Here is a 20,123-nt window from a genome sequence, read left to right as displayed (position 1 = left end):
CTGACAAACCTTCCCGGGGCGGCGCTGACCGCGCCGCCCCGGACCCCGGCGGCCGTGCGCGCCGACGGCATCGGAAGTGGCTGACCATCACGGGCTGTCGGCGACCGGCTGCCCGCACGGCACCCGGCCCGTCCCGGACGGAGCAGGAGGCGCGCATGCCCGTACCGCCCGCCAGAGTGCACCCGGGCTGGCGGCCGGAAGACCGCCGGACCCTGCGACGAATGCGGCCCCGACGAGGGCGCGGCCTGCGACCTCGACCGCATCAACGCCGAGGCCGAGTTCTACACCCGTGAGCCGGAGGCCCCTCGCCGCACGAGGAGCAGGTCCCGCCCGGTTGGTAACCCCGCACCGATCCGGGGGCGGCGCTGGCCGTGCCGCCCCCGCCCGAAACGCACTACACCCACCAAGGAGAGCGTCGAGACGGCAACCGCCGCCCTCGACGCCTACGCCCGCCGCGCCTGGCCGACCGCCCGCCCCAGGGCGGACCACCCGGCCCACCGACCGCCGCCGCCGGGCTGTGACATCCGCACCACCCACGGAACCTCAAACACACTCCACCACCGGAGGAACCTGCTCCCATGACCACAACGCCCCGCCACGCCGAACTCGCCAAAGCGGTCACGGCAGTCGCCGCCGACCAGCGGGCGAGCTGGCCCGAGCTGACGGACGCCGAGGTAGTCCAATACATCCGGCACTGCTTCTTCGTCGTCGAGGACAGCCCCACCTTCGTCTACACCGGCGTGTGGGGAGTCTCGGCCACCGCCGAGGACCCGTTGGAGCAGGCATACGCCAGCGTTGTCCGGGCGACGCCGGAGGAACTGGCTCGCGTCCTGACCTCCTGAACCCCCATGCCGGGCGAGACCTGACACCCGGTCGCACGCTCCACCCAGACGACCGGCCGCGTGTCGCTACCGCGCGGCCGGGCCCGCCGACCACCGACCACCGCCCCGCCAAAGGGGGGCGGCGCTGGCTGCGGCGCCCCCTCCCCGAATCACACCGACCCCGACGAAGGGACAACCTTGACCACGACCGTCACCGTGCCTCCCCCCACCGTTTTCTTCCTCGCCGAGAACCTCAGCCCGACCCCGCGCAACCTCCACTCCGCCGTCGAGGCGCTCGCCCGCATCACCGCGCAGGCCTGGGCGCCGCTCAGCGGCTACCCCGGATCCGACACGCACTGGCGCGTCCGCTGCCTGCTCTGCGGATGGGAGGGCACGCGCTTCTACTCCCACCTGCGACGTGCACGACCGGTCGGCCGCCACAAGGGCTGCCTGCCCCAAGAGCAGCGCCAGGCCAAGCTCGCCCAGCTGGCCGCCCAGGCCCCCGCAGAGTGCCACTGCTGGGTCGCCCACCCCGTCACCGCCGCAGACGCCGCCGACGTCCTGGCCGCGATCGAGCAGGCCCGGCGGATCGACGACAGCCACGGCCTGACGACCCACCTGCGGCGCCTGCTCGGCCCCTGCCCGGCCGCCGCCGCCCGCGCGCTGGCCGTCAAGCAGGCCACCGCGCGCTCCTGACGCACACCCGGGGCGGCGCCGGCCGCGCCGCCCCCGGCCCGAAACACACCACACCAGCGATACGGAGAACCCAGCATGACCACACCCGCCATCGAACTCGCCGACGTCGCGTGGGCGACCGCCCTGCGGCTGCCGACCCGTCACGACAGGATCTGGACCGTCCGGCATGAGCCACACATCGCCCTGCACCGCAGCGCCGTCGTCAGCATCACCGACGGCGAGCGCACCCTCCTCCTCGCCGACAGGCCCGGAGGCTACGTCACCCTGGCGGCCTGGCCCGACGGCGCCCAACCCCACACGATCCGCTGCCTCCCCGCTCACCCCCGCTCCCTCGCGTGGAGCGCCGCCGCCCAGCAGCTGGCCGCCCTCGACCACAGCGCCACCCGCACCGCCGACCACGACGAGCTCGCCGCCCATCTGCCCCGCACCCTGATTCGGCCCGTGCGCCGCTCCGAGCCGGCCCCCGGACGACGCCTGGCCACCAGCACGCTCACCGACGGCACCCTTCTCACCACCGCCACCCGGGCGCCAGCACCGGGCGCCACGCTCACCTTCGAGGACGTCCCGCTCCCGCGAGCCGAGCACGTCCTGATGCGCACCCTGGGACGCCCCACCGGCCAGCACGCCCCGCTGCCCCGCACCCGGGTGGCCAACCGAGCGGCCCGCCGCCTGATCGCCTCTCGCCCCCACCAGCTCCTCCTCGACCTCGAGCGCGACAACGGGACCACGGTCCTCGCGTCCGAGCCCACCACCGCACACGCCGCCTACGCCACCGTCGTCATCGGCCCGCACACACGCGGAGGCGACCGCAGCCGCATCGCCACGCTGACCGTCCACGCGGGCACCGACCTGGCCCTGATGCTGCTCGGCGAGGCCAACGGCTGACGACCAACACCGCCAGGTCTGGCCGGGCGTACCCGGCCAGACCTGGCGGTTGGGTGCCCCGGCCGGACGCGCCGGCACCACCTGCCCCAAGCCCGTGCCGCGCACCCTGCGGCCGCCTGCCCCGCAGGACGACGGCACCGCCGTCCCCCGCCCCTGAGCACGCACCACCATCCGCCCGCACCTGCCGTCCGAAGGAGCCCCTCCTGAAAGCCGTGCCCGTCCCGCTGCCGACCCTCGAACCCGACCCCACCGGCTGGCTCGCCGACCGCCCCCTGTACCAAGCCGTGAACGACCTGCTCACCGAGATCCGCGACCTCTACCGCGGCGACGACGTGCCCTGGGTGGTCGGCTACAGCGGAGGCAAGGACAGCACCCTGACCCTCATGCTGGTCTGGCTCGCACTCGCCGGCCTACCGCCCGAGCACCGAACCAAGACCGTGCACGTGATCAGCACCGACACCGGTGTCGAGAACCCCGTCATCGCCGCCTGGGCCCGCCGCTCCCTGGACGCCATGCGCACCGCCGCCCACGACCAGCACCTGCCGATCGAGGCCCACCGCCTCACCCCGAAGGTCCAGGACTCGTTCTGGACCTGTCTGATCGGCCGCGGCTACGCCGCCCCCCGCCCCATGTTCCGCTGGTGCACCGAGCGGTTGAAAATCCGGCCCTCCAACGCCTTCATCCGCAGCGTGGTCGCCGCCCACGGCGAGGTGATCCTCGTGCTCGGCACCCGCAAGAGCGAGAGCCGCACCCGAGCCCTCACCATGGCCCGCCACGAGAAGGGCCGCGTGCGAGACCGACTCAGTCCCAACGCCAGCCTGACCAACTCGCTCGTCTACAGCCCCATCGAGGACCTGTCCACCGACGACGTGTGGATGCTCCTCATGCAGTACCCCAACCCCTGGGGCCACGACAACAAACTGCTCCTCGGCATCTACCAGGGCGCCACCGCTGACAGCGAATGCCCCCTCGTGGTCGACACCTCCACCCCCTCATGCGGCGACAGCCGGATGGGCTGCTGGACCTGCACCATGGTCGAGCAGGACAAGTCGCTCACCGCCATGATCCGCAACGACGAGAGCAACGCCTGGATGCGCCCCCTCCTGGACCTGCGCAACGCCCTCGACGCCCAGGACGACCGCCACCTACGCGACTTCCGCAGGATGAACGGCTCCCTCCTCCTGCACAACGACCGGCTGGTCCACGGCCCCTACACGCAAGCCGCCCGCGAGGACTGGCTACGCCGCCTGCTGCGCGCCCAGAAGGCCGCGCGCGCCATGGGTCCCCCCGAGGTCGCCGGCCTGTGCCTGATCACCATGGAGGAGCTCCACGAGATCCGCCGGATCTGGATCTTCGACAAGCACGAGGTGGAGGACCTGCTGCCGCTCATCTACGAGCAGGAGACCGGCGAGCCGTTCCCCGGCCGGCCGCTGGACCGCGAGCTCGCGAGCGGTCCCGAGAAGATGGCCGTCCTGCGCGAGGTCTGCGGCGACGACGACAACATGTACGAGGCGGCGCGCGCGCTCCTGGAGATCGAGCGCACGTACCGCACCATGGGCCGCCGCGCTGGCCTCTACGGAGCGCTGGAGAAGGTCCTGCTCCGCCACAGCTTCGAAACCGAAGAGGAGGCCCTCGCCTTCGCCCGGCAGCGCCAGGGCGACCAGCCCGACCAGGACGACGGCGATCACCAGATCGCACTGTTCTGACGAAGCCCTAACCGCCGCCCGTCCGCACCCGCGGACGGGCGGCTTCGCGTCGTGCCCGCACCCGAGCGAGTCACCACACTTCCCCGTCCGGTCTAGGTGCGGTATTTTTCTAGTTGTCACACCCGTGGGGGCCGGCCCTACCGCCGAATCCGCGCACCACCGAGAGAAAGCAGACCGACCATGATCCCCTACGGCGTCACACCAGCCGACGACGAGACAGCAGCCAAGCTTTTCGACATGTCCACCGGCTACTGGCGCGACACCAAGCGCTGGACCAAAATCCCCGGCCTCAAGCTGTTGAACCGGGACAGCAAGCGACCCCGCCGCGTCTTCTCCCTGGAACAGCTGCAGGCCGCGCTCGCCGGCGAGGAGCTGCCCCTCATCCCCACTGAGCCGCATCCCAAGGACCTCCTCGACCTCGAGGAGGCCCGCCTCTCGATCCCGGCGGAGCGCAGGCCGACCGAGAAAACCATGAACACCTACCGCGCGCCCAGCTCCGACACGCGCCTGCCGGACCCCGTCGACGTCTTCGGAACCGAGTACTGGCCCCGCGCGGTCATCGAAGACTGGGACGAGAAGCGAAAGCCGGTCGGCAACCCGGCTGGCCGGCCCGTCGGCGTCGTCGAGACCAAGCCGCGCGCGACCTCCTACCCCAAGGCCGAACAGCGCCGCGCCCTGGTGCGCGAGCTGCTCACCCAGCACGGCGCCGAGCTCACCCCGGACACGGTCTGGAACGCCCTCCAGGACGCCAATCTCGGCGTGACCGAGCTGTACGCCGAGCGCCTCCTGCGCGAGGCTCGCAAGGCGGCCGCCGAGAGCTGACGACCCGTTCTGTCCGCCGCCGGCGGACAGAACGGGTCGGAAGTGCCGGACAAGCGGGAGAGGCGATGAAGCAGACGAAGGCTGAGCGGGCGCTGCACTACGTCGAGAAGCGCAGCGTTCTCGTGCCGCACGGCTGCCGGTACTGGACGCACCGGTCGCTCACCAGCGATGGCTACGGCAAGGCCGTCGTGACCGAAAACGGGCGCGAGCGCACCGTCCGGGTGCATCGATGGCTGTTCGAACAGGTGCAGGGACCGGACCCGCTGCCGCCCGAGCTCAAATGCGCTCACGGATGTAACGAGAGCCTGTGCGTGGAAATCACCCATCTCTCGGCGGTCTCCCAGCTGGCGAACCTGCGGCAGATGGCCGCCCAGAACCGCAGCGCGGGCCGAGCGCACCGCGGGCACGCCGACACACGCGGCCCACTGGGCCGGGCACTCGCCATCCAGGCTGCATTGAGGAACGGCCTCGACCTAGCCGCGCTCGCCGCCGCGATGCTCGCTGGCGAGGCACGTCCGCTCGTGCGCCAGGCCCTCGCTGATGGCTACAGTGCCGAGTCCTACCTGGCAGCCGTGGACGCGTCCGATCCCAGCACAGCGCAGCTTCCGCTGTTCCCGGCGAATGGGAGCGGCTCCGGACCCAGCCGAGAGGAGGCAGAGTCGTCCGATTCGATCCCCGGTCAGCTCAGCCTTTTCTGACCGGACGAAGGCAAACGGTGGCCCCGGCCGGACGACAATCCACTGTCGTCCGGCCGGGGCCACCGCGCACTCAGCTCCACCTCACACTGCGGATCCTGGCGGTTGGGTTGCCCCAGCCGGAACATCGCCCGGTCCCTCCTGGTGCGGAACCGCGACCGGGCCGACCTGATACGACGCGCCGTCCGCCTCTGGCGAGCCCGTCTCCGCGCTCGCCCCAGCCGCACCCGCCGGAGCCGTCTCCGGGGATGCTTCTGGCGACGGCCCGGCCTGCCCGGCGATGCTCTCTGCGGCCAGCCGCGCAACCGCCGCGTCGTAGGAGCGTTTCGCCGCGCGGACATCCGCCGGCGTCAGTCCCAGCCGTGCCGCCGCCTCCTGCTGGCTCACCCCGGTGTCGAGCATCTCGACCACCAGCGCCTCCACCTCGCCGCGCTTCGCCGCCAGCTGCCTTCCGCGCTGCTCGCGCAGGTCCGCGACGCGGCGCTCGGTCTCGGCGTCGAAGTCGTCGATATCGCCCTGTGCGACCAGGTACTCCTGAGCGATGCGGATCCGCTCCTTCTCCGCCGCTGCGAACTCTGCCGCCAGCTGCGTCGCGCGCTCGCGCGCGGCCACCTGGCGTGAGCCCCTCCTCTGCTGCGTCATGCGCTGCACCCTCCGTCCTTGATCCGGTTCGATGCACATTCTGCACCGAGCCCGCGCGGGTGGCACCGGTGCGGGTGCGCGGCACGCGGGTGCACGCGGCCGCATGCACCCGGCCGCGCGGGTGCTGCATGGCCGGCAGCAGGTGGCGCTGCACGCCTCATGCGGCCGACGGTGCATCGGTCTGCACCTCACCCGCGCGGCCGCCCCGGCTCCGGTCAGCGGAGCGCCTGCAGCTCGGCGACGATCCGTCAGAGCGGCTCGCCCTCTGCCACGCCCACAGGGTGCGTCGCAGGTGCGGTTTTCCACAGGCATGCTCGGGTGAAGGTGACCCTGGAATCTGCGTTGCAGACCCGGGTGAGCATGCCTGTGGAAAACCGCCTCGCAAGCTCGTGACCGTGATGATCTTGAACCGCTCGTCGTTCCATCCGAGTCGACACTCGCAAGCTCCCGATCGACTCGGATGGAACCCCTCACTCCTTTCAAGATCATCACGGTCACACCTCAGACACATGTGTGACCTTGGGGGTAGACTCGCCTCGTGATGACCGTCCACCGCCTCAGCGCAGGGGACGGGTATGCCTACTACATCCGAGAGACCGTCACCGCCGATGAGCGTCGGGAACGGGGCCGTGAGCTCGGCGATTACTACACCGCGAAGGGCCAGCCGCCCGGCCTCTGGATGGGTTCCGGCATCGGGCTGCTCGGCGTCTCCGGGACGGTGACTGAGGCTCAGATGCGGTCGCTGTTCGGTCAGGGCCTGCATCCCGAAGCGGAGCGGATCATCGCCGAGCGGATCGCCGAGGGATTCACCCCGAAGAAGGCTGTCGCGGCGGCCAAGCTCGGCCGCGCCTTTCCCAAGTACAAGGGGCCGGACAGCGAGTTCACCCGGCGCCTTGATGAGGCGACGGAGGCGTTCAAGCGCATGAACCGCAGGGCGCCCGGTGCGAAGGAGCGCGCGGATCTGCGCGGTAAGGTCGGAGCCCAGATTTTCCGCCAGCAGCACGGGCGCGGGCCGGAGTCCAAGGAGGAGCTCGGCCGGTTCATCAAGCGCGCGGAAGGCGGTGCGCAGAAGGAGGCGGTCGCCGGGTTCGACCTCGTCTTCTCCGCCCCGAAGTCGGTCAGCGTGCTCTGGGCGCTGGGCAGTGAAGAGGTGCGCCGGGCCGTTGAGCAGGCGCACGAGCAGGCCGTCGCCGACACCCTGGCCTGGTTGGAAGCTGAGGCCGTCATGACCCGTACCGGGTTCGGCGGGATCGCCCAGGAGCACGTTCAAGGCGGCCTGATCGCGACCCGTTTCCGGCACTACGACAACCGCCTGGGCGAGCCCCTGCTCCACGATCACGTCGTCGTCGCCAACAAGGTCCTGGGGCCTGACGGTAAGTGGCGAAGCCTCGACAGCGCCCTGCTGTACGCGATGAACGTCCCGGCTTCCGAGCTCTACAATGCGCGCGTAGTTGAGGCCGTGTGCACGGAACTCGGGCTGCGCGCGGAGGCCCGCGAGGTGACCGCTGGCAAGCGTCCCGTGATGGAGATCGCCGGCGTCGGAGGCGACCTGATCGAGGGGCACTCCCAGCGCTCCCAGGGGATCAAGGAGCGGGTGGCCGAGCTCGTTGAGCAGTTCCGGCAGGAGCACGGGCGGGAGCCTTCCAGCAAGGTCTTGCTGCAGCTCATGCAGCAGGCCACGCTCGATACCAGGCCCGACAAGGAGAAGGCCCGGTCGCTGTCCGAGCTGCGTGTCGAGTGGCGCGCGGCAGCCGTCGATGCCTACGGTGCCGACCGGGTGAACGGCCTTCTGCGGGCCGCGCAGGCCGTCGCGGACGGCTTTCGCGAGGACACCGCCGCGTTCCGGATCGACATGGAGACGGCGGCCCGCGAGGTCATCGAAACGGTCTCCGAACATCGCAGCGTCTGGGGCCGTCGGCAGGTCCTGGCCGAGGCCCGCCGCTGGGTGATGAACGCGACCCGAGGCACCCGCCCCGGTGCCGATATCGCTGAGCAGATCGCCGCCCTGGCCCTGGTCACCGAGGCGATCAACATCACGCCGCCGGACGCTAACCCGCGATTTCCCGAGCTCACGCGGCCGGACGGAACGAGCATTTACCGGCGCCGCGAGACCGAGCTGTTCACCTCCTGCGCCGTGCTCGCCGCCGAAGAACGGGTCGTCGCCGCGGCACGGACCCTGGTGATCCCGTCCGTGTCCGCCGAGGTGTACGAGCGCGTCGAAGCCGCCTACCAGCTCGCCCATCCCGACCGCCCACTGGACGCCGGACAGCGCGCCCTCGCCCGCGCCTTCGCCACTGGCGAGCACCTGGTCGAGGCCGCCATCGGCCCCGCCGGAGCAGGCAAGACCACCGCCATGGCGGTGGCTGGCGACGCGGTGCGCGCCGCCGGCGGACGGGTCGTCGGTCTCGGCCCCTCCGCTCGAGCCGCCGCCGAACTCTCGGCCGGAACTGACGCCCCTGCCTACGTCCTGCACGAGTGGCTGGCCCGGCGAGAAGGCGCCCACGACGGCGCGCCCATCGAGCCTGGCTTCGAGCTATTCCCCGGTGACCTCATCATCGTTGACGAGGCCGGAATGGCTGGCACCAAGCGGCTGGCTGCCGTCATCGCAGACGCCCAGCAGGCCGGTGCCGTGGTGCGCCTAGTCGGTGACCCGGGACAGCTCGCGAGCGTCGAATCCGGCGGCGCACTGCGACTGCTCGCCGGGACCGTGGACGTGGTCGAGCTGGAGAGCGTGCACCGTTTCCGCGCGGAAGGCGAAGCCGCTGCCTCCCTCGCCCTGCGCGGCGGTGAAGTTGAGGATGCCTGGACGTGGTACCTCGACGAAGGCCGCATCATCGCAGGCACCCGCGAGCAGATGATCCGCCAGATCTTCGCCGACTGGCAGACCGACATCGACGCTGGCCTGACGGCCATGATGATGGCCGACGACAACGCCACCGTCAGCGAACTCAACGCCATGGCTCAGGCTCACCGCCTGGCCACCGGACGGCTCGACCTGGCCCACAGCGTGGGCCTACGCGACGGCCTGCAGGCTCACCGAGGCGACCTCGTCGTCACCCGCAAGAACGCCAGGAAGAACGTGGTCCGCGGCGGCAAGGACTTCGTCAAGAACGGCGACCAGTGGTCCGTCGTGCGCGTCGCAGACGACGGCACCATGGTCGTCCGGCACACCGGCCACGGCGGTCAGGCGACCCTCCCCGCCGACTACGTACAGAAGCACCTAGAGCTGGGCTACGCCAGCACCGCGCACCGCGGCCAGGGCGCCACCGTCGATACCGGCAGCGGCCTGTTCAGCACCCGCACCGCCCGCGAGGCCGCGTATGTCGAGATGACCCGCGGCCGCCAGAAAAACCGAGGCTACGTGATTCTGGAGGACGGCCAGACGATGGCCGACGTCCTGGAATCGATCGTCCGGAATGCCCAGGCCTCCCGCTCCGCCACCGACACCATCCGCGAGGAATGGGACCGCGCCTGGGGCATCCGCCAGCTCGCCAACGAATACACCGACGTCCACGCCCGAGCACTGTCCCTGCGCTACCAGAGCATGCTCCGCAACCTCCTGGGCGAGGACGCCGAGGGCTTCATCGCCGCCGATGCCTGGCCGGCCGTCGTGCGCGCCGTGCGCGACGCCGAGGCCGCAGGCTTCGCACCCGAGCGGATCCTCAGCGCGGCGTACCACGAGCGGGACTTCCACGACGCCGACGACGTCTCCGCCGTGCTGTCCTGGCGCATCGACAACCACGTTGAAAACGCCCGGGGGACCGTCGAAAAGCTTGCTGGCGAGCAGACCAGCAGGCCACTTGCGGACCTCACAACCGAGCAGCTCGACGCTCTCGAAGCCCGGGCCACCGAACGCCGTACCCAGGCCCTGGAGAACCTGAACCGGGCAGACGCCCGCGTGGCCAACCGTCCGCGCGGCGTCGTGGTCGACGGCCAGCCGGTCCCGGCCTGGCCTCACCGCGCGTACGGCGATCGCACCCGTACCCAGCTCGCTGCGGAGATCGCCCGGGTGCGGTACCTCGGCCGGAGCGCTGACCGCGCGGGCGACGACAATGGCGCGCGCGAGGCCTACGCAGCCCTTGCTTCCATGCGACGGGAGCAGCGCATTCGCGCCCGCATGGCGCCGCTCGACCGCATGCGCGAGACCTGGCAGCGCGAACCAGGCACCGGCCACGCGGCCACCGCGGGCCTGGAGGGCGTCGTCGTGTCCGCGATGATGCGAGCCAACGTTCAGGGCCAGGAGGAGGCCCGGGTCCGGCTGGAGCAGGCCGAGGTCGTCATCGAGCGCGTGCGCGCCGAGCAGCGCATCCGCCGGATCCTGCCGGACAATCCGGCGCCCGTCCCCGACCACAGCGGGCCGGTGCCCGAGTGGCTCGCGCCGCGCGAGGTCGAGCGCGACCAGCACACCCCCGAGGCGTGGGTCGAGCACCTGCAGCAGCGCCGCGCGGTGATCGAGGACCGCCTGCGCCAGACCGGCCACGTCCTCGCAGAAGATCCGCCGGCCTGGACTCGGATCCTGGGCCCGGTGCCGCCCGTCGACCACGAGCTGCGCGAGGCCTGGGAGCTCGACGCCGCCCTCGCCGACGCCTGGCGCACCCGCCGTCAGGTCCGCGACAGCGAGCCGGGGATCGGCGTCCGCCCGGAAGCCGAGGCAGACGCCCAGGCCTGGCAGGCGCTGCACGATCAGGTGTCCCGGATTGGCCGCCGTGCGCGCGCCGTCGAGGCCGCGGCACAACGCGCCGAAACCCTCTACCCAACCGCCATCCAGGAGACGGCCGAGACCAGCGTCGAGTCGGACCCGGCCGCCCTGGCGGTGGCCGAGGAGACCCCGGTCGTCGAGGCCGAGCCGCACGAGGAACTCACTGCCGAGGACGTCGGGATGGTTGCCGTCGACCCGGTCTTGCCCGCCGTCGAGCAGGCACCCGAGGAGAGGCCGGACGAGCCGCGGGCCGAGCGTGAGGCCGAGGTTTCGGTTGCGGACCCGCAGCAGGACCTGGCCGCCGAGGAGCCCGATCCGGTGCTCGACGCCGCCCGCGCCACGGACGAGCCGGACGCACGACGGGGCGCGCCCGAGGTGAGCGAGGACGGCTGGCAGGACCTGCCCTACGCGATGCTGTCCGACGCCGAGCTCGCGACCACCCTGGCCTACGCCGTGGACGCCGCCGAGACCGCCCAGGAGCAGACCACAGCGCAGGACGCCCGGGTGACCGAGCTCGCCGAGGCCCTCGCCCGCGGCGGCGAAGTCGAGCAGCGCGTCGCGGCGCGCGCCGAGCGTGTCGAGGCCATCCAGCAGATGCGCGCGGCCGCCGACCGGGTCCGGGAACTCACAGCCGGTGTCGAGTTCGACGCGCACCAGGTCGCCGACGTCGAGGCCAAGTTGGCGGAGACTGGCCGGTTCGGCCGGCCCGCCGTGCGCAGCCCCGAGCGGGAGCAGATGGAGCGCCAGCTGCTCGACCTGCGCGCCGCCGCCGCCCAGCGCGAACAACAGCTCTCCACCGCCCGGCAGCGGCTTGCGGACAGCACCCACCGAGCCGGCCCCGAGCGCGACCACGACGAACTGCTGGCCAACTGGGAGCGCGCCGGCGGCAGCCGCGAGACGGTGCTGGCGCGCACCAAGGCATCGCGATCCCGGAGCCTGCAGTCCGCCCGCGTCGAGGCCGAAGAAGCCCGCTCCCGGGTCACCACCCTGGACGCGTCGGCTGCCTCGATCCGCCAGGAGATGCAGCGCCGCGACGCCCAGCCCTACGCCCAGCGCGTCGCGGAGGAGACCCGCCGACTCCAGGCCGCCCAGCGCACCGCCGAACAGCAGCGCCAGCAGAACCAGCAGCAGGGCCCCGACCAAAACCGTGGCGGCCGCAGCCGCGGCGGCCCCGAGCTGTAAGAGCCGGCGAGCAGCTGGGGCGGTCGCCGCTACGGTAGCCCCGGCCGCGTTGCCCGACTCAAGTAGAGGAGTTCCGCGTGTACGTCGACATGACCGTCCTTGATCAGGAGTGCGTCCGCCTGGCCTGCCTGATGGCCACCCGGGGCATGGACCGGCTTACTGTCCCCTCGGAGATGTCCCCGGAGGAAGTGGGCGAGGCCCTTGAAGCGGAGTTCGGGGCCGAGCTGGGGAAGTCCTACGTTCGGATCGCCGAGGCCGGATCCGATGAGGAGTGCATCCTGCCAAGCCTGTTGATGGTGATGGCCGGGAAGTTGTCGGTGCTCGCGACCGAGGTTTCCCTGCGGAGCGACCGGGACACGGTCGACGTGATCCGGTCGATCGGCGGCCGATAGGGGCCGAGCATAGGGCCCGGAGCTCCTCCGCGGGGGAGCTAGCCGAAGGGACGTCAGCCGCCCCCGCGGTCCCGCTACGCTCCGGGCCATGTCGATCCCGAACCAGCAGCAGACGCCCGCGCCCGCCCCGAGCGCGGAGGCCATCTCGGCGGCAATGGCCGCACTTGGGGCGTACGCCGAGCCCCCGACCGTCGGCGAACTGGACCAGCAGGCCCGGGCCGTGGGCGGCGAGCACGTCCTGGCCGCCGTCCTGGCCAACGCCTTGTACGGCGCCGCGATCGGCACCGGGATGCTCACCGAGGGACACATGCTCGCCCAGGGCGGCGGCGCCGAGGAGATGTCGCTGGCCCGCCGACAGGTGCTCCAGGCGTCCGGCGCCGAGGGACCCGGGGTGATGGGAGTCCTGCACTGGCAGACCGGCCACGTCTCGCACCTGCTCAAGGCGCTGGACGCGCAGGGCTGCGGCCCGGTGGTCGCGGCGGCCGCCCGCACGGCCAGCGCCTTGCTCGCGCTGCTCGCCTGCTCGGCGGTGTTCTCCACCGAGGACCCGCGGGCCGGTCAGATCCCCGACGAGCTGGCCCGCGCCCGAAAGGAACTTGCGGAGGCCCTGGCCGAGCTCGACGCACTGCCGGCCACCGCTGCAGCGATGTTCCTCGGTGCCGTACCCGGCCTGTAGGAGCGTCGTCAGCGCCGGTTGACGGAGCGTTCGCCCGGGCGGGCGGAGCTGTGCCAGGGTGTGACCGACCTGGTGGACACGTACGCCGAGCTCGGCGCACGGTTGGGCACGTGGCTGACCGCCCCCTCGCCGCTCACCGCGGACGTGCTGCTCGACTGCCTGCGTGCGGCGGAGGTCGGCACCACCGGGGTGGCGCGGGACCTGTGGGGGTTCGCCGCGCTGAACTGGGAGGCCAGCATCAGCGCCACCCCCGACACGCGGCCGAGCATTGGCGAACTGCAGGCGGTCGCCATCGAGTACGCCGAACTGGCCCGCGGCCGGGAGACGGCGAACGCCGGGCAGTGACCCGCACCGCCCGGCGTTCGAGGCCCCTGCTACTCGGCTGGCGCGCCGCCGGTCAGGATGATGGCGAGCTGTCCGTCCGAACCCAGCCGCCCCTTGCTGTCGGACCGCGGTCGTTGACGACGTCGAACCCGTCCTCGGTGGTCTCGACCGGCCGGGTGGTGTCGGCGGCAGCCTGCTCGGCGGCGAGCTGTCGGGCGCGACTGCGCCGCGATTCCGCCACCTTGGACATGGGGTTGTCGCCGAGCCCGCCGCGGTCGCGCTCGTAGCCCTCGCCGGCCTTCGAACCCGGCTTCCACCGGCCGTGCTCATCGGCGGCTTGGGCGCTTGCCCCGGCCGCGCGGGCGGCGCTGCGGCCGGAGGCGCGCCAGCCGTGCGAAGTGAACGTTCTCCCTCGCTCATCGGTGTCGTGGCCGGCCGCGCCCACGAGTTTCTTGGAGATGTCGTTGACCGATCCGGGGTGGAGTTCGGCGCTGATGTTGCCCCACCGGTCGATCTTGCGCAGCAGCCGGCCGTCGGTGACTCCGCGTTCGGCGAGGATCGTGCGCCAGGCGGTGAGTGCCGCGTGCGGGCACAGCGCGTCCCCCGTGGCGGGCAGGAACAGCTCGGCCCCCTTGCCGTCCTGGTCGGTCTTGCTGCTGCGGAAGCGGACCACAACGCCCTTGGGGCTGCTGGTCGTCCAGGCGTCGGAGAGGTTCAGCGCCGCGAGCTCGGATCGGCGAGTCCAGGCCGCGTACGAGAGCGCGCACAGCAGTCGGTCGCGGGCGCCCGTCAGGGTGTTCGGGTCGATCCGCTCGGCGACGTCGAGCGCCTGGTCGTCGGTGACGATCGCGGACTTCTTCGTGGTGCGGCCGGCGTCGGCGAGGCGCTTGCTGTGCGCGCGGATCAGCGTGCGGGCGTCGTCGGCGTCCGGCCTCGGGTGCCGGGCGATCTTGTGCATGGACTGGACGGCGGCGACGGCCTGGTCGAGGGACGACGCGGCGTAGGGCTTGCCGGTGCGCTCGCTGACCACCCGGGTGAGGTGGTGGATCCACTCGGTCAGGGTCTCGGTCGTCATGGGCAGCGTGGTGCGCCCGTTGGCCCGGCACCACTGGTCGGCCTGGCTCCACCAGTTGCGGTACGCGCGGCGGGTGTTCTCCGGGACGGCGACCACGAGCGCTTCGCGGGTCGCGGGTGTGAGGTGGTGGTCGGCGTCCGCCCACGGGCCTGCGCCCGGGACGGCGAGGGCGCTGCGGGCGCCCCGGAGGTCGATGCTGAGCCCTTCCGAGAGCTCGTCCATTTGTCCCCTTTCGTCGCTCGTGATTTGGAGCATTATCACGAGTGAGGTGAAGCTTACCCGTGATAGCGGACGAACCATCAGCACCCCGCCGGACGTTCAGCGGACACCCCGGACACGGGACGGCAGCGCCGACACGAGATGTGACGCAGGCCACATCCTAATTCCAAGATCTTTGCCGGATTCGCCCGCTGCCGGCCCCAGAGGGTGGGGGAACCTCCCCAGAAGACGGAGGAACGAGAGAGATGACCACCGAGGCCAGTAGCTGTGTGCTCCTTGCGGGACTGGCGGCCCTGCAGGATCCGGAGGGATGGACTGGGCGACCCGTTCACTGCCAGGACAGGGGCGACGTTCTCTACCAGTGGCCCGATGATGCCCTGACTGCACCGACCTACCTGGTGGCGGCCCGCAGCTATTTGCTCGGGGAGGCGACGCCGCCTTCATTGGGCGAGCGTGGAAGGTTGCAGGTCCGCTTCCTGTGCGATGCAGGCCAGCGTTGGTACGAGTTCAGCCGCATGTCCAACAGCCACAGGCTCATGTGGCTGACGCGCGAGATCCTGCTGGCGGCGCTTGCCGCCCGGTGGGCCGCCATCATCGGTGACCACGACACGGTCGACGACTTCACGCGCAATGTCCTCGGCCACGCCGAGGCGGCGCAGTGGCGGCACGCGGTGACCGGCGCGCTGCTCGGCGACTGGGTCGACCGGCTCGGCGGCTACCTCACCGACCCGGAGCTGCTGAAGATCCTGCGCACCTACACCGCCGCCGAGCGCCGACGATGGACAGAGGTCTGGGAGCACCGGCTCGGCGGATTCCACTGGCGAGCACCCGACGGCACCGTCCGCGTGGGCAGGGGCAAACGGGTGTGGATGCTGGAGACGCCCAACCGCGACGGCGTGACGGTCCGGGACGTGTACCCGGACAAGCCCGCCGCCGGCGCCCTCGCGCTGGACCACGACTTCACGGACCCCCGGATCGACGTCGTGCTCCGCGGCCTCGATGAGGCGGAGGCCGCGGTCGCCAACCTCTGGGCCTCCCGCAAGTCCACCTGGGCCGACGCCGCCCTCGACCTTGGCCTGCCCGCCGCCTACGGCGACCGGGTCCGCCGCAAGCTCTCCCATCTCGGCGACCGGCACACCCAGCGCGCCGCCGCGGTGGTGACCCGATGAGCCGCCGCCCGCCCGCCCCGGAGACCGAGCGCGGCCTGCTGCTGCGCGTGCCCCCCGCACCCACCTGCACCGCCATGGCCGGCACCGGCTCGGTCACCGGCGCCCTGCTGTCCGGCACGGTCCCGCCCGAATCCCCGCTGGTGTGGCCGCTCGTCGTCCTCGCCCTCGCCTCCATGGCCTACGACCTCGGAGTCCGGGCCCTTCGACGCCAGAACACCTGAACCGACAGCCTGGCCCGTGTCGGCACCCGGCCGGGTCAGCCTGTTCCGACACGGGGTGCAACCCGGGTTGCTGCCCGTGCGTTCGTAGACCGATCCGTTCGCGCCGGACAGTACCGCCCCCGAGCACGCGGCCGGCACCGCCGGACGCCACCACCCCGATCCAGCCCCGCAGGGCCCGGACCCCCACGCCGCCGTCCGGCCGACCGTCAACGCCGCCACCACCCAGCCCAGCACGGGGAGAGGAACCAGGAGAGGCGGTGGTAGCTACGTGGCCCGCCCATGGCCACCGCCGGGCCGTGCGAGGCCCTGCCGAGCGCACCCCGAACGAGCGGGGTGCGGACCACCGCCCCTCCCAGCCGCAGGCGGTGAGCTCGGCCCGGAGGCCGAGCGCGACGACCAGGTCCCGGGTGCCGGCCAGCCGCCCGGCCACGCGCTCCTGCTCCCGCTCGGCCTGCAGCTCCTGACGGGTCGCCGCGAGCGCGGCGCCGCGCAGGCCCCGGGTGCGCGGCCCGGCGCTCGGCCGTCCCCCGCGTTCCGGCCTGCAGATCTCGGCGGATTCGAGGATAGTGTTCATCGCTATACATTTCTGGTGTATAGTGGTGAACATGATTCTGGTCGAGATGGCGGAAGACTCCGCCCCGGGGCGGGACCTTGCCGACGCGCTGACGCGACTGGCCCCGGGCGCGAGCACCGACAGTGACCTCACCGCGACCCGGTGGGTGGTCGAGTCGCGCACGCCGGTTCTGCGCGTGGTCCCCCACCCGAACCGCGACGCGTGCGGCTACAACCCCCCGACAGTGCACGCCGTCTACTCGGTTCGCTGGTCACTGCCAGTGCTGTGCCAGTACAGGCAGCGCGGATACGTGCCCGACTGTCCGGCCTGCGCGAGCATCCGGTCATGGGAGGGACTGACCGCGAGCACCCCCCTCCCGCCGCCGACCGATGACGAGCTCACGCACGTGCGGTGGGAGGACGCCGCCGAGGCCAGCACGCTGCGGGCCACGATCGCCGCCCCGCCCGAACTCGACCTCTCGCACCTGAGCCCGGCGGAGCTCAAGCTTCTGGGGGGATACGAGCAGGCTGCCGAAGTGGCGCGGCAGCGCCAGGCCACCCAGGTCCGGAACGGCCGGAGCCTCGCCCGTTACAACTGGGCGGGACTCGCCGCCGACGTGGTCGAGCTGCACACCACCCTCACCCCGCCCCGTCTGACCCCGCTGCAGCGGGTGGCGGTCGGAGGCGTCCGGGTGTACCTGCTCGAACAGGATGTGATCAACGCCCGCAAGGGCTTGGCCCAGCTCAGCCGCAACGCGCGCGCCGTCATCAACCCGAAGACCGGGAAACCGGCGCACACGAAGACGATCATCGCCGCCTACGGCGGGATCACCCGCGTCACCCTGGACGCCTACCTCCGCGAGAACGAACCTGCGGGCGACTGACCCGCTGTCCGCCGTCCCCGACCGCGTGCACCCCTCCCCGGACTCGCCCGCGGGTGACCGGGAATCACCGGCCGCACACCGAGTCACAGGAGCACCCACCATGACCACCCTCGCCGACATCCTCACCGGCACCCCGCTCACCTCCCCGGCCGGGGAGACCGTCTCCCTCGCCACGGTGGCCGCCGCCCACCTGCTGGCGGCCATCGACACCGACCGATCCGCGATGTCCCTGTTCGGCAGTCCCAAGGCCGACCAGTGGGAGCTGGCCGTCGAAGAGGTCATCCAGGACCGCGGCGGCCACCAGACCGCGGTCACCGTCACCGCCTATGGCCTGCGCTACCTGATCGACCACCAGGCGACGGCCAGCCCCGAGCTGCACCGGCTGTGCACCGTCACGGGCTGCGAGGGAGACGCGATGAGCTACCAAGCGCAGCTCACCGTCGTCTGCACCGACCACCTGGACGTGCCGTCCGAGATCGCCCTGTCCCACGGCTGGGACAGCCCGAGGGCGGCCCGGCTGGAGGAGTGGACCAGGATCGCCGCCGACGACGAGCGCATCGCCCTCGGCGACCTGAACACCATCGACTCGCTCCGCCTGCCCATCGCCAGCTGACCGCGTGACGGCTGGCGGCTACCGCCGCCGGCCGCACTCCAGCCGAACCAGACATCGAGGAGAATCCATGGGCCGCGAGAAGCCCGGCAAACCCCGCAAGCAGCCTCCCCGCCGCATCACCAAACCCGCCGAACCGGCCGGTGTCTCCCTGGAGCCCTTCGTGGTCGGGCTGCACGCGCAGGCCGTTCGGATCCCCAACGCCGGGGCGGCGATCGTTATGATCCAGCCCACCACCGTTGCCCACTCCGACGCGGGCGGCGCCCTTCGGAGCGCGGACCTCACCGAGGTGTCCGTGCGCTCCTACGGCGCTCGCCAGCTGACCGTGCCGATCACCCCCGACCCGGTCGACCCCCGGTGGCGAGCCCGCCTGACGTTGACCGCCGACGGCCGTAACGAGCTGCTGATCGGCGCCGAGGACACCACGGTGTACGACGGCACGATGCCGGTCCCCGACGGCTGGACGGGCCTGGTCGCCGCGGCCGGGGACACCGTGCTGCTGGTGACCGGCCCCATCAAGACCGTTGCCGACATCGACAACGTCCTGGCCGCTGGCCGCGCCAGTCAGGTCACCATCCCGCTGACCGTCACGCGCTGAGGATAACTCCAGCTCCAGCCGTCAGCGGCTGACCCTAGGCTGGGCCGGTCACGAACCGCGACTGGCCCAGCCTCCGCCTTCCCTGCCCTGCAGGGCTCGCGCAGCTCTCACCGCAGCGCGTGATCCCCGGATTCCCGGAGACACCGGACCCCGTCCGGCCTGAACCCCCGGCACACCCGTGCCCGAGGGGCGGTTACGCACGAGGGAGAACACCCGTGGCAGACGACCACAGCCAGTGCAACGCCGACGCCGCAGTTGCGGCCGGGAACACCACAACCGACATCATGGCCACTGCGCTCCAGGCCGCTGTGGGCGACTTCCGTCGCCGCCGCCTGGACGTCGACCACAGTTTCACCGCCGACCCGAACACGATCACTGAGGCCCTGGCCGTCTGGCTTGGCCAGGAACACGGATACTCCGTCGCCATCGCCACCTGCAAGCCCCTCCCGGACACCTACATGCGCGCAAGCTGGCCAATCCCGGGGTACCGGATTGTCATGGTGACCACCCGGGACGGAGAGCTGTACGGGGTGGACGCCACCTGGCACCAGCTCTACGCGTATGACGAGGAGGGTTTGCGTTACGACGGCATGGTGCCGGAGGACGTGCCCGAGGAGCCGGCCATCTGGCCCCTGAGCCCGCGTGCGCACTCAGGATCGGTCACCGCGTTCGGCAGCCACCCAGCGCTCGGCGACGACCTCTTCGAGATCGCCGGGCACGACACGGTGCACGGCGCCACGGCAGCTGTCGCCGGGCACATCAACGCCATCACGGATGCGTTCCGGCAGTGGCTCACGCCCCTGACCGGCGTGGTCCCGACCGCGGCCCTCCTCCGCAGGCCCGAACCGATCTGCTGGGACCTCCGCGAAGCACTCGAACACGCCGCCACGGACACCGCCGTTCTCGCAGCCGGCGAGACGTGCCGAACCTCGCTCGAAGCCGCCGGCGGCCACCTCGTCAGTGCCGCAGGCCTCCTCATGGCCGGGCTGGCAACCGACGCCGAGAGCGAGCTGGCTCAGGCAGTTGCTGGCATCAACCAGGCCCGGACCGCAACCGAGGCCACCAGCCGCTGAACCACACGCCCCGCCAGACCAGCTTGGGCCCCTAGACCTCGCCTTTGATCATGTCGAGGAATCCGTCCCAACTTCCGCGCGCGCTGTTGGCCGCCGCCGAGGTCACGCACTTCGCGGGACAGCGCAACGCGGCCGCCCGCGAAGTGCGCGCCCTGGTCGGCGAGAGTCATCTCCTGGTGGTA

General features: G+C 71.8%; 18 protein-coding genes. 16 read left to right on the top strand and 2 right to left on the bottom strand.

Features of this window, described 5'->3' with window-relative positions:
• Positions 1-578 precede the first annotated feature (578 nt).
• From P3T27_RS40155 to P3T27_RS40130, 6 genes are all read left to right on the top strand, one after another.
• A complete protein-coding gene (locus P3T27_RS40155; protein WP_280686323.1) occupies positions 579-842 on the top strand; it encodes a hypothetical protein in 264 nt (87 codons plus the stop codon).
• Between the two features lie 177 nt (positions 843-1,019).
• Complete coding sequence (locus tag P3T27_RS40150) at positions 1,020-1,517, top strand: hypothetical protein (RefSeq protein ID WP_280686322.1); 498 nt, start codon at positions 1,020-1,022, stop codon at positions 1,515-1,517.
• A 75-nt stretch (positions 1,518-1,592) separates the two neighbouring features.
• Positions 1,593-2,402: a hypothetical protein gene (locus P3T27_RS40145; protein ID WP_280686321.1), complete on the top strand. Its 810-nt coding sequence runs from the start codon at positions 1,593-1,595 to the stop codon at positions 2,400-2,402.
• A gap of 212 nt (positions 2,403-2,614) precedes the next feature.
• Positions 2,615-4,108, top strand: a complete 1,494-nt coding sequence (gene dndC / locus P3T27_RS40140) for a DNA phosphorothioation system sulfurtransferase DndC (protein ID WP_280686320.1) — start codon at positions 2,615-2,617, stop codon at positions 4,106-4,108.
• A gap of 180 nt (positions 4,109-4,288) precedes the next feature.
• On the top strand, positions 4,289-4,930 hold the full coding sequence (locus tag P3T27_RS40135; RefSeq protein ID WP_280686319.1) for a hypothetical protein: 642 nt from the start codon (positions 4,289-4,291) through the stop codon (positions 4,928-4,930).
• Positions 4,931-4,995: 65 nt separating this feature from the next.
• Positions 4,996-5,628 carry an HNH endonuclease gene (locus tag P3T27_RS40130; protein ID WP_280686318.1) on the top strand — a complete coding sequence of 211 codons (633 nt, stop codon included), beginning with the start codon at positions 4,996-4,998 and terminating at the stop codon, positions 5,626-5,628.
• A gap of 81 nt (positions 5,629-5,709) precedes the next feature.
• On the opposite strand, the gene P3T27_RS40125 is transcribed toward P3T27_RS40130, so the two are convergent.
• Positions 5,710-6,267, bottom strand: a complete 558-nt coding sequence (locus P3T27_RS40125) for a hypothetical protein (RefSeq protein WP_280686317.1) — start codon at positions 6,265-6,267, stop codon at positions 5,710-5,712.
• Between the two features lie 541 nt (positions 6,268-6,808).
• Between P3T27_RS40125 and mobF the strand changes: the two genes are divergently transcribed.
• The 4 genes from mobF to P3T27_RS40105 all read left to right on the top strand — a co-directional run bounded on the left by mobF (position 6,809) and on the right by P3T27_RS40105 (position 13,561).
• Positions 6,809-12,148, top strand: a complete 5,340-nt coding sequence (gene mobF / locus P3T27_RS40120) for a MobF family relaxase (RefSeq protein WP_280686324.1) — start codon at positions 6,809-6,811, stop codon at positions 12,146-12,148.
• Positions 12,149-12,225: 77 nt separating this feature from the next.
• Entirely contained in the window at positions 12,226-12,540 is a 315-nt protein-coding gene (locus tag P3T27_RS40115) for a hypothetical protein (protein WP_280686316.1), read from the top strand.
• An 88-nt stretch (positions 12,541-12,628) separates the two neighbouring features.
• Positions 12,629-13,216, top strand: coding sequence for a DUF6245 family protein (locus P3T27_RS40110; RefSeq protein ID WP_280686315.1), 588 nt, complete (start codon positions 12,629-12,631; stop codon positions 13,214-13,216).
• Between the two features lie 60 nt (positions 13,217-13,276).
• A complete protein-coding gene (locus P3T27_RS40105) occupies positions 13,277-13,561 on the top strand; it encodes a hypothetical protein (RefSeq protein ID WP_280686314.1) in 285 nt (94 codons plus the stop codon).
• A gap of 52 nt (positions 13,562-13,613) precedes the next feature.
• On the opposite strand, the gene P3T27_RS40100 is transcribed toward P3T27_RS40105, so the two are convergent.
• Complete coding sequence (locus P3T27_RS40100; RefSeq protein WP_280686313.1) at positions 13,614-14,837, bottom strand: hypothetical protein; 1,224 nt, start codon at positions 14,835-14,837, stop codon at positions 13,614-13,616.
• A gap of 512 nt (positions 14,838-15,349) precedes the next feature.
• On the opposite strand from P3T27_RS40100, the gene P3T27_RS40095 reads away from it, so the two are divergent.
• The 6 genes from P3T27_RS40095 to P3T27_RS40070 all read left to right on the top strand — a co-directional run bounded on the left by P3T27_RS40095 (position 15,350) and on the right by P3T27_RS40070 (position 19,941).
• On the top strand, positions 15,350-16,003 hold the full coding sequence (locus tag P3T27_RS40095; RefSeq protein WP_280686312.1) for a hypothetical protein: 654 nt from the start codon (positions 15,350-15,352) through the stop codon (positions 16,001-16,003).
• A complete protein-coding gene (locus P3T27_RS40090) occupies positions 16,000-16,224 on the top strand; it encodes a hypothetical protein (protein ID WP_280686311.1) in 225 nt (74 codons plus the stop codon). Before P3T27_RS40095 ends, P3T27_RS40090 begins: the two co-directional genes overlap by 4 nt.
• A 605-nt stretch (positions 16,225-16,829) precedes the next feature.
• Positions 16,830-17,660, top strand: a complete 831-nt coding sequence (locus P3T27_RS40085; protein ID WP_280686310.1) for a hypothetical protein — start codon at positions 16,830-16,832, stop codon at positions 17,658-17,660.
• Positions 17,661-17,760: 100 nt separating this feature from the next.
• Positions 17,761-18,273, top strand: a complete 513-nt coding sequence (locus P3T27_RS40080) for a hypothetical protein (RefSeq protein ID WP_280686309.1) — start codon at positions 17,761-17,763, stop codon at positions 18,271-18,273.
• 67 nt (positions 18,274-18,340) lie between these two features.
• Complete coding sequence (locus tag P3T27_RS40075; RefSeq protein WP_280686308.1) at positions 18,341-18,868, top strand: hypothetical protein; 528 nt, start codon at positions 18,341-18,343, stop codon at positions 18,866-18,868.
• A gap of 215 nt (positions 18,869-19,083) precedes the next feature.
• Positions 19,084-19,941, top strand: coding sequence for a hypothetical protein (locus P3T27_RS40070; protein WP_280686307.1), 858 nt, complete (start codon positions 19,084-19,086; stop codon positions 19,939-19,941).
• Positions 19,942-20,123 lie beyond the last annotated feature (182 nt).

It is taken from the genome of Kitasatospora sp. MAA19 (assembly GCF_029894125.1).
GTDB lineage: Bacteria > Actinomycetota > Actinomycetes > Streptomycetales > Streptomycetaceae > Kitasatospora.
The sequence above is the reverse complement of the archived record's forward strand: the minus strand, read 5'-3'. Positions and strand labels throughout refer to the sequence as shown.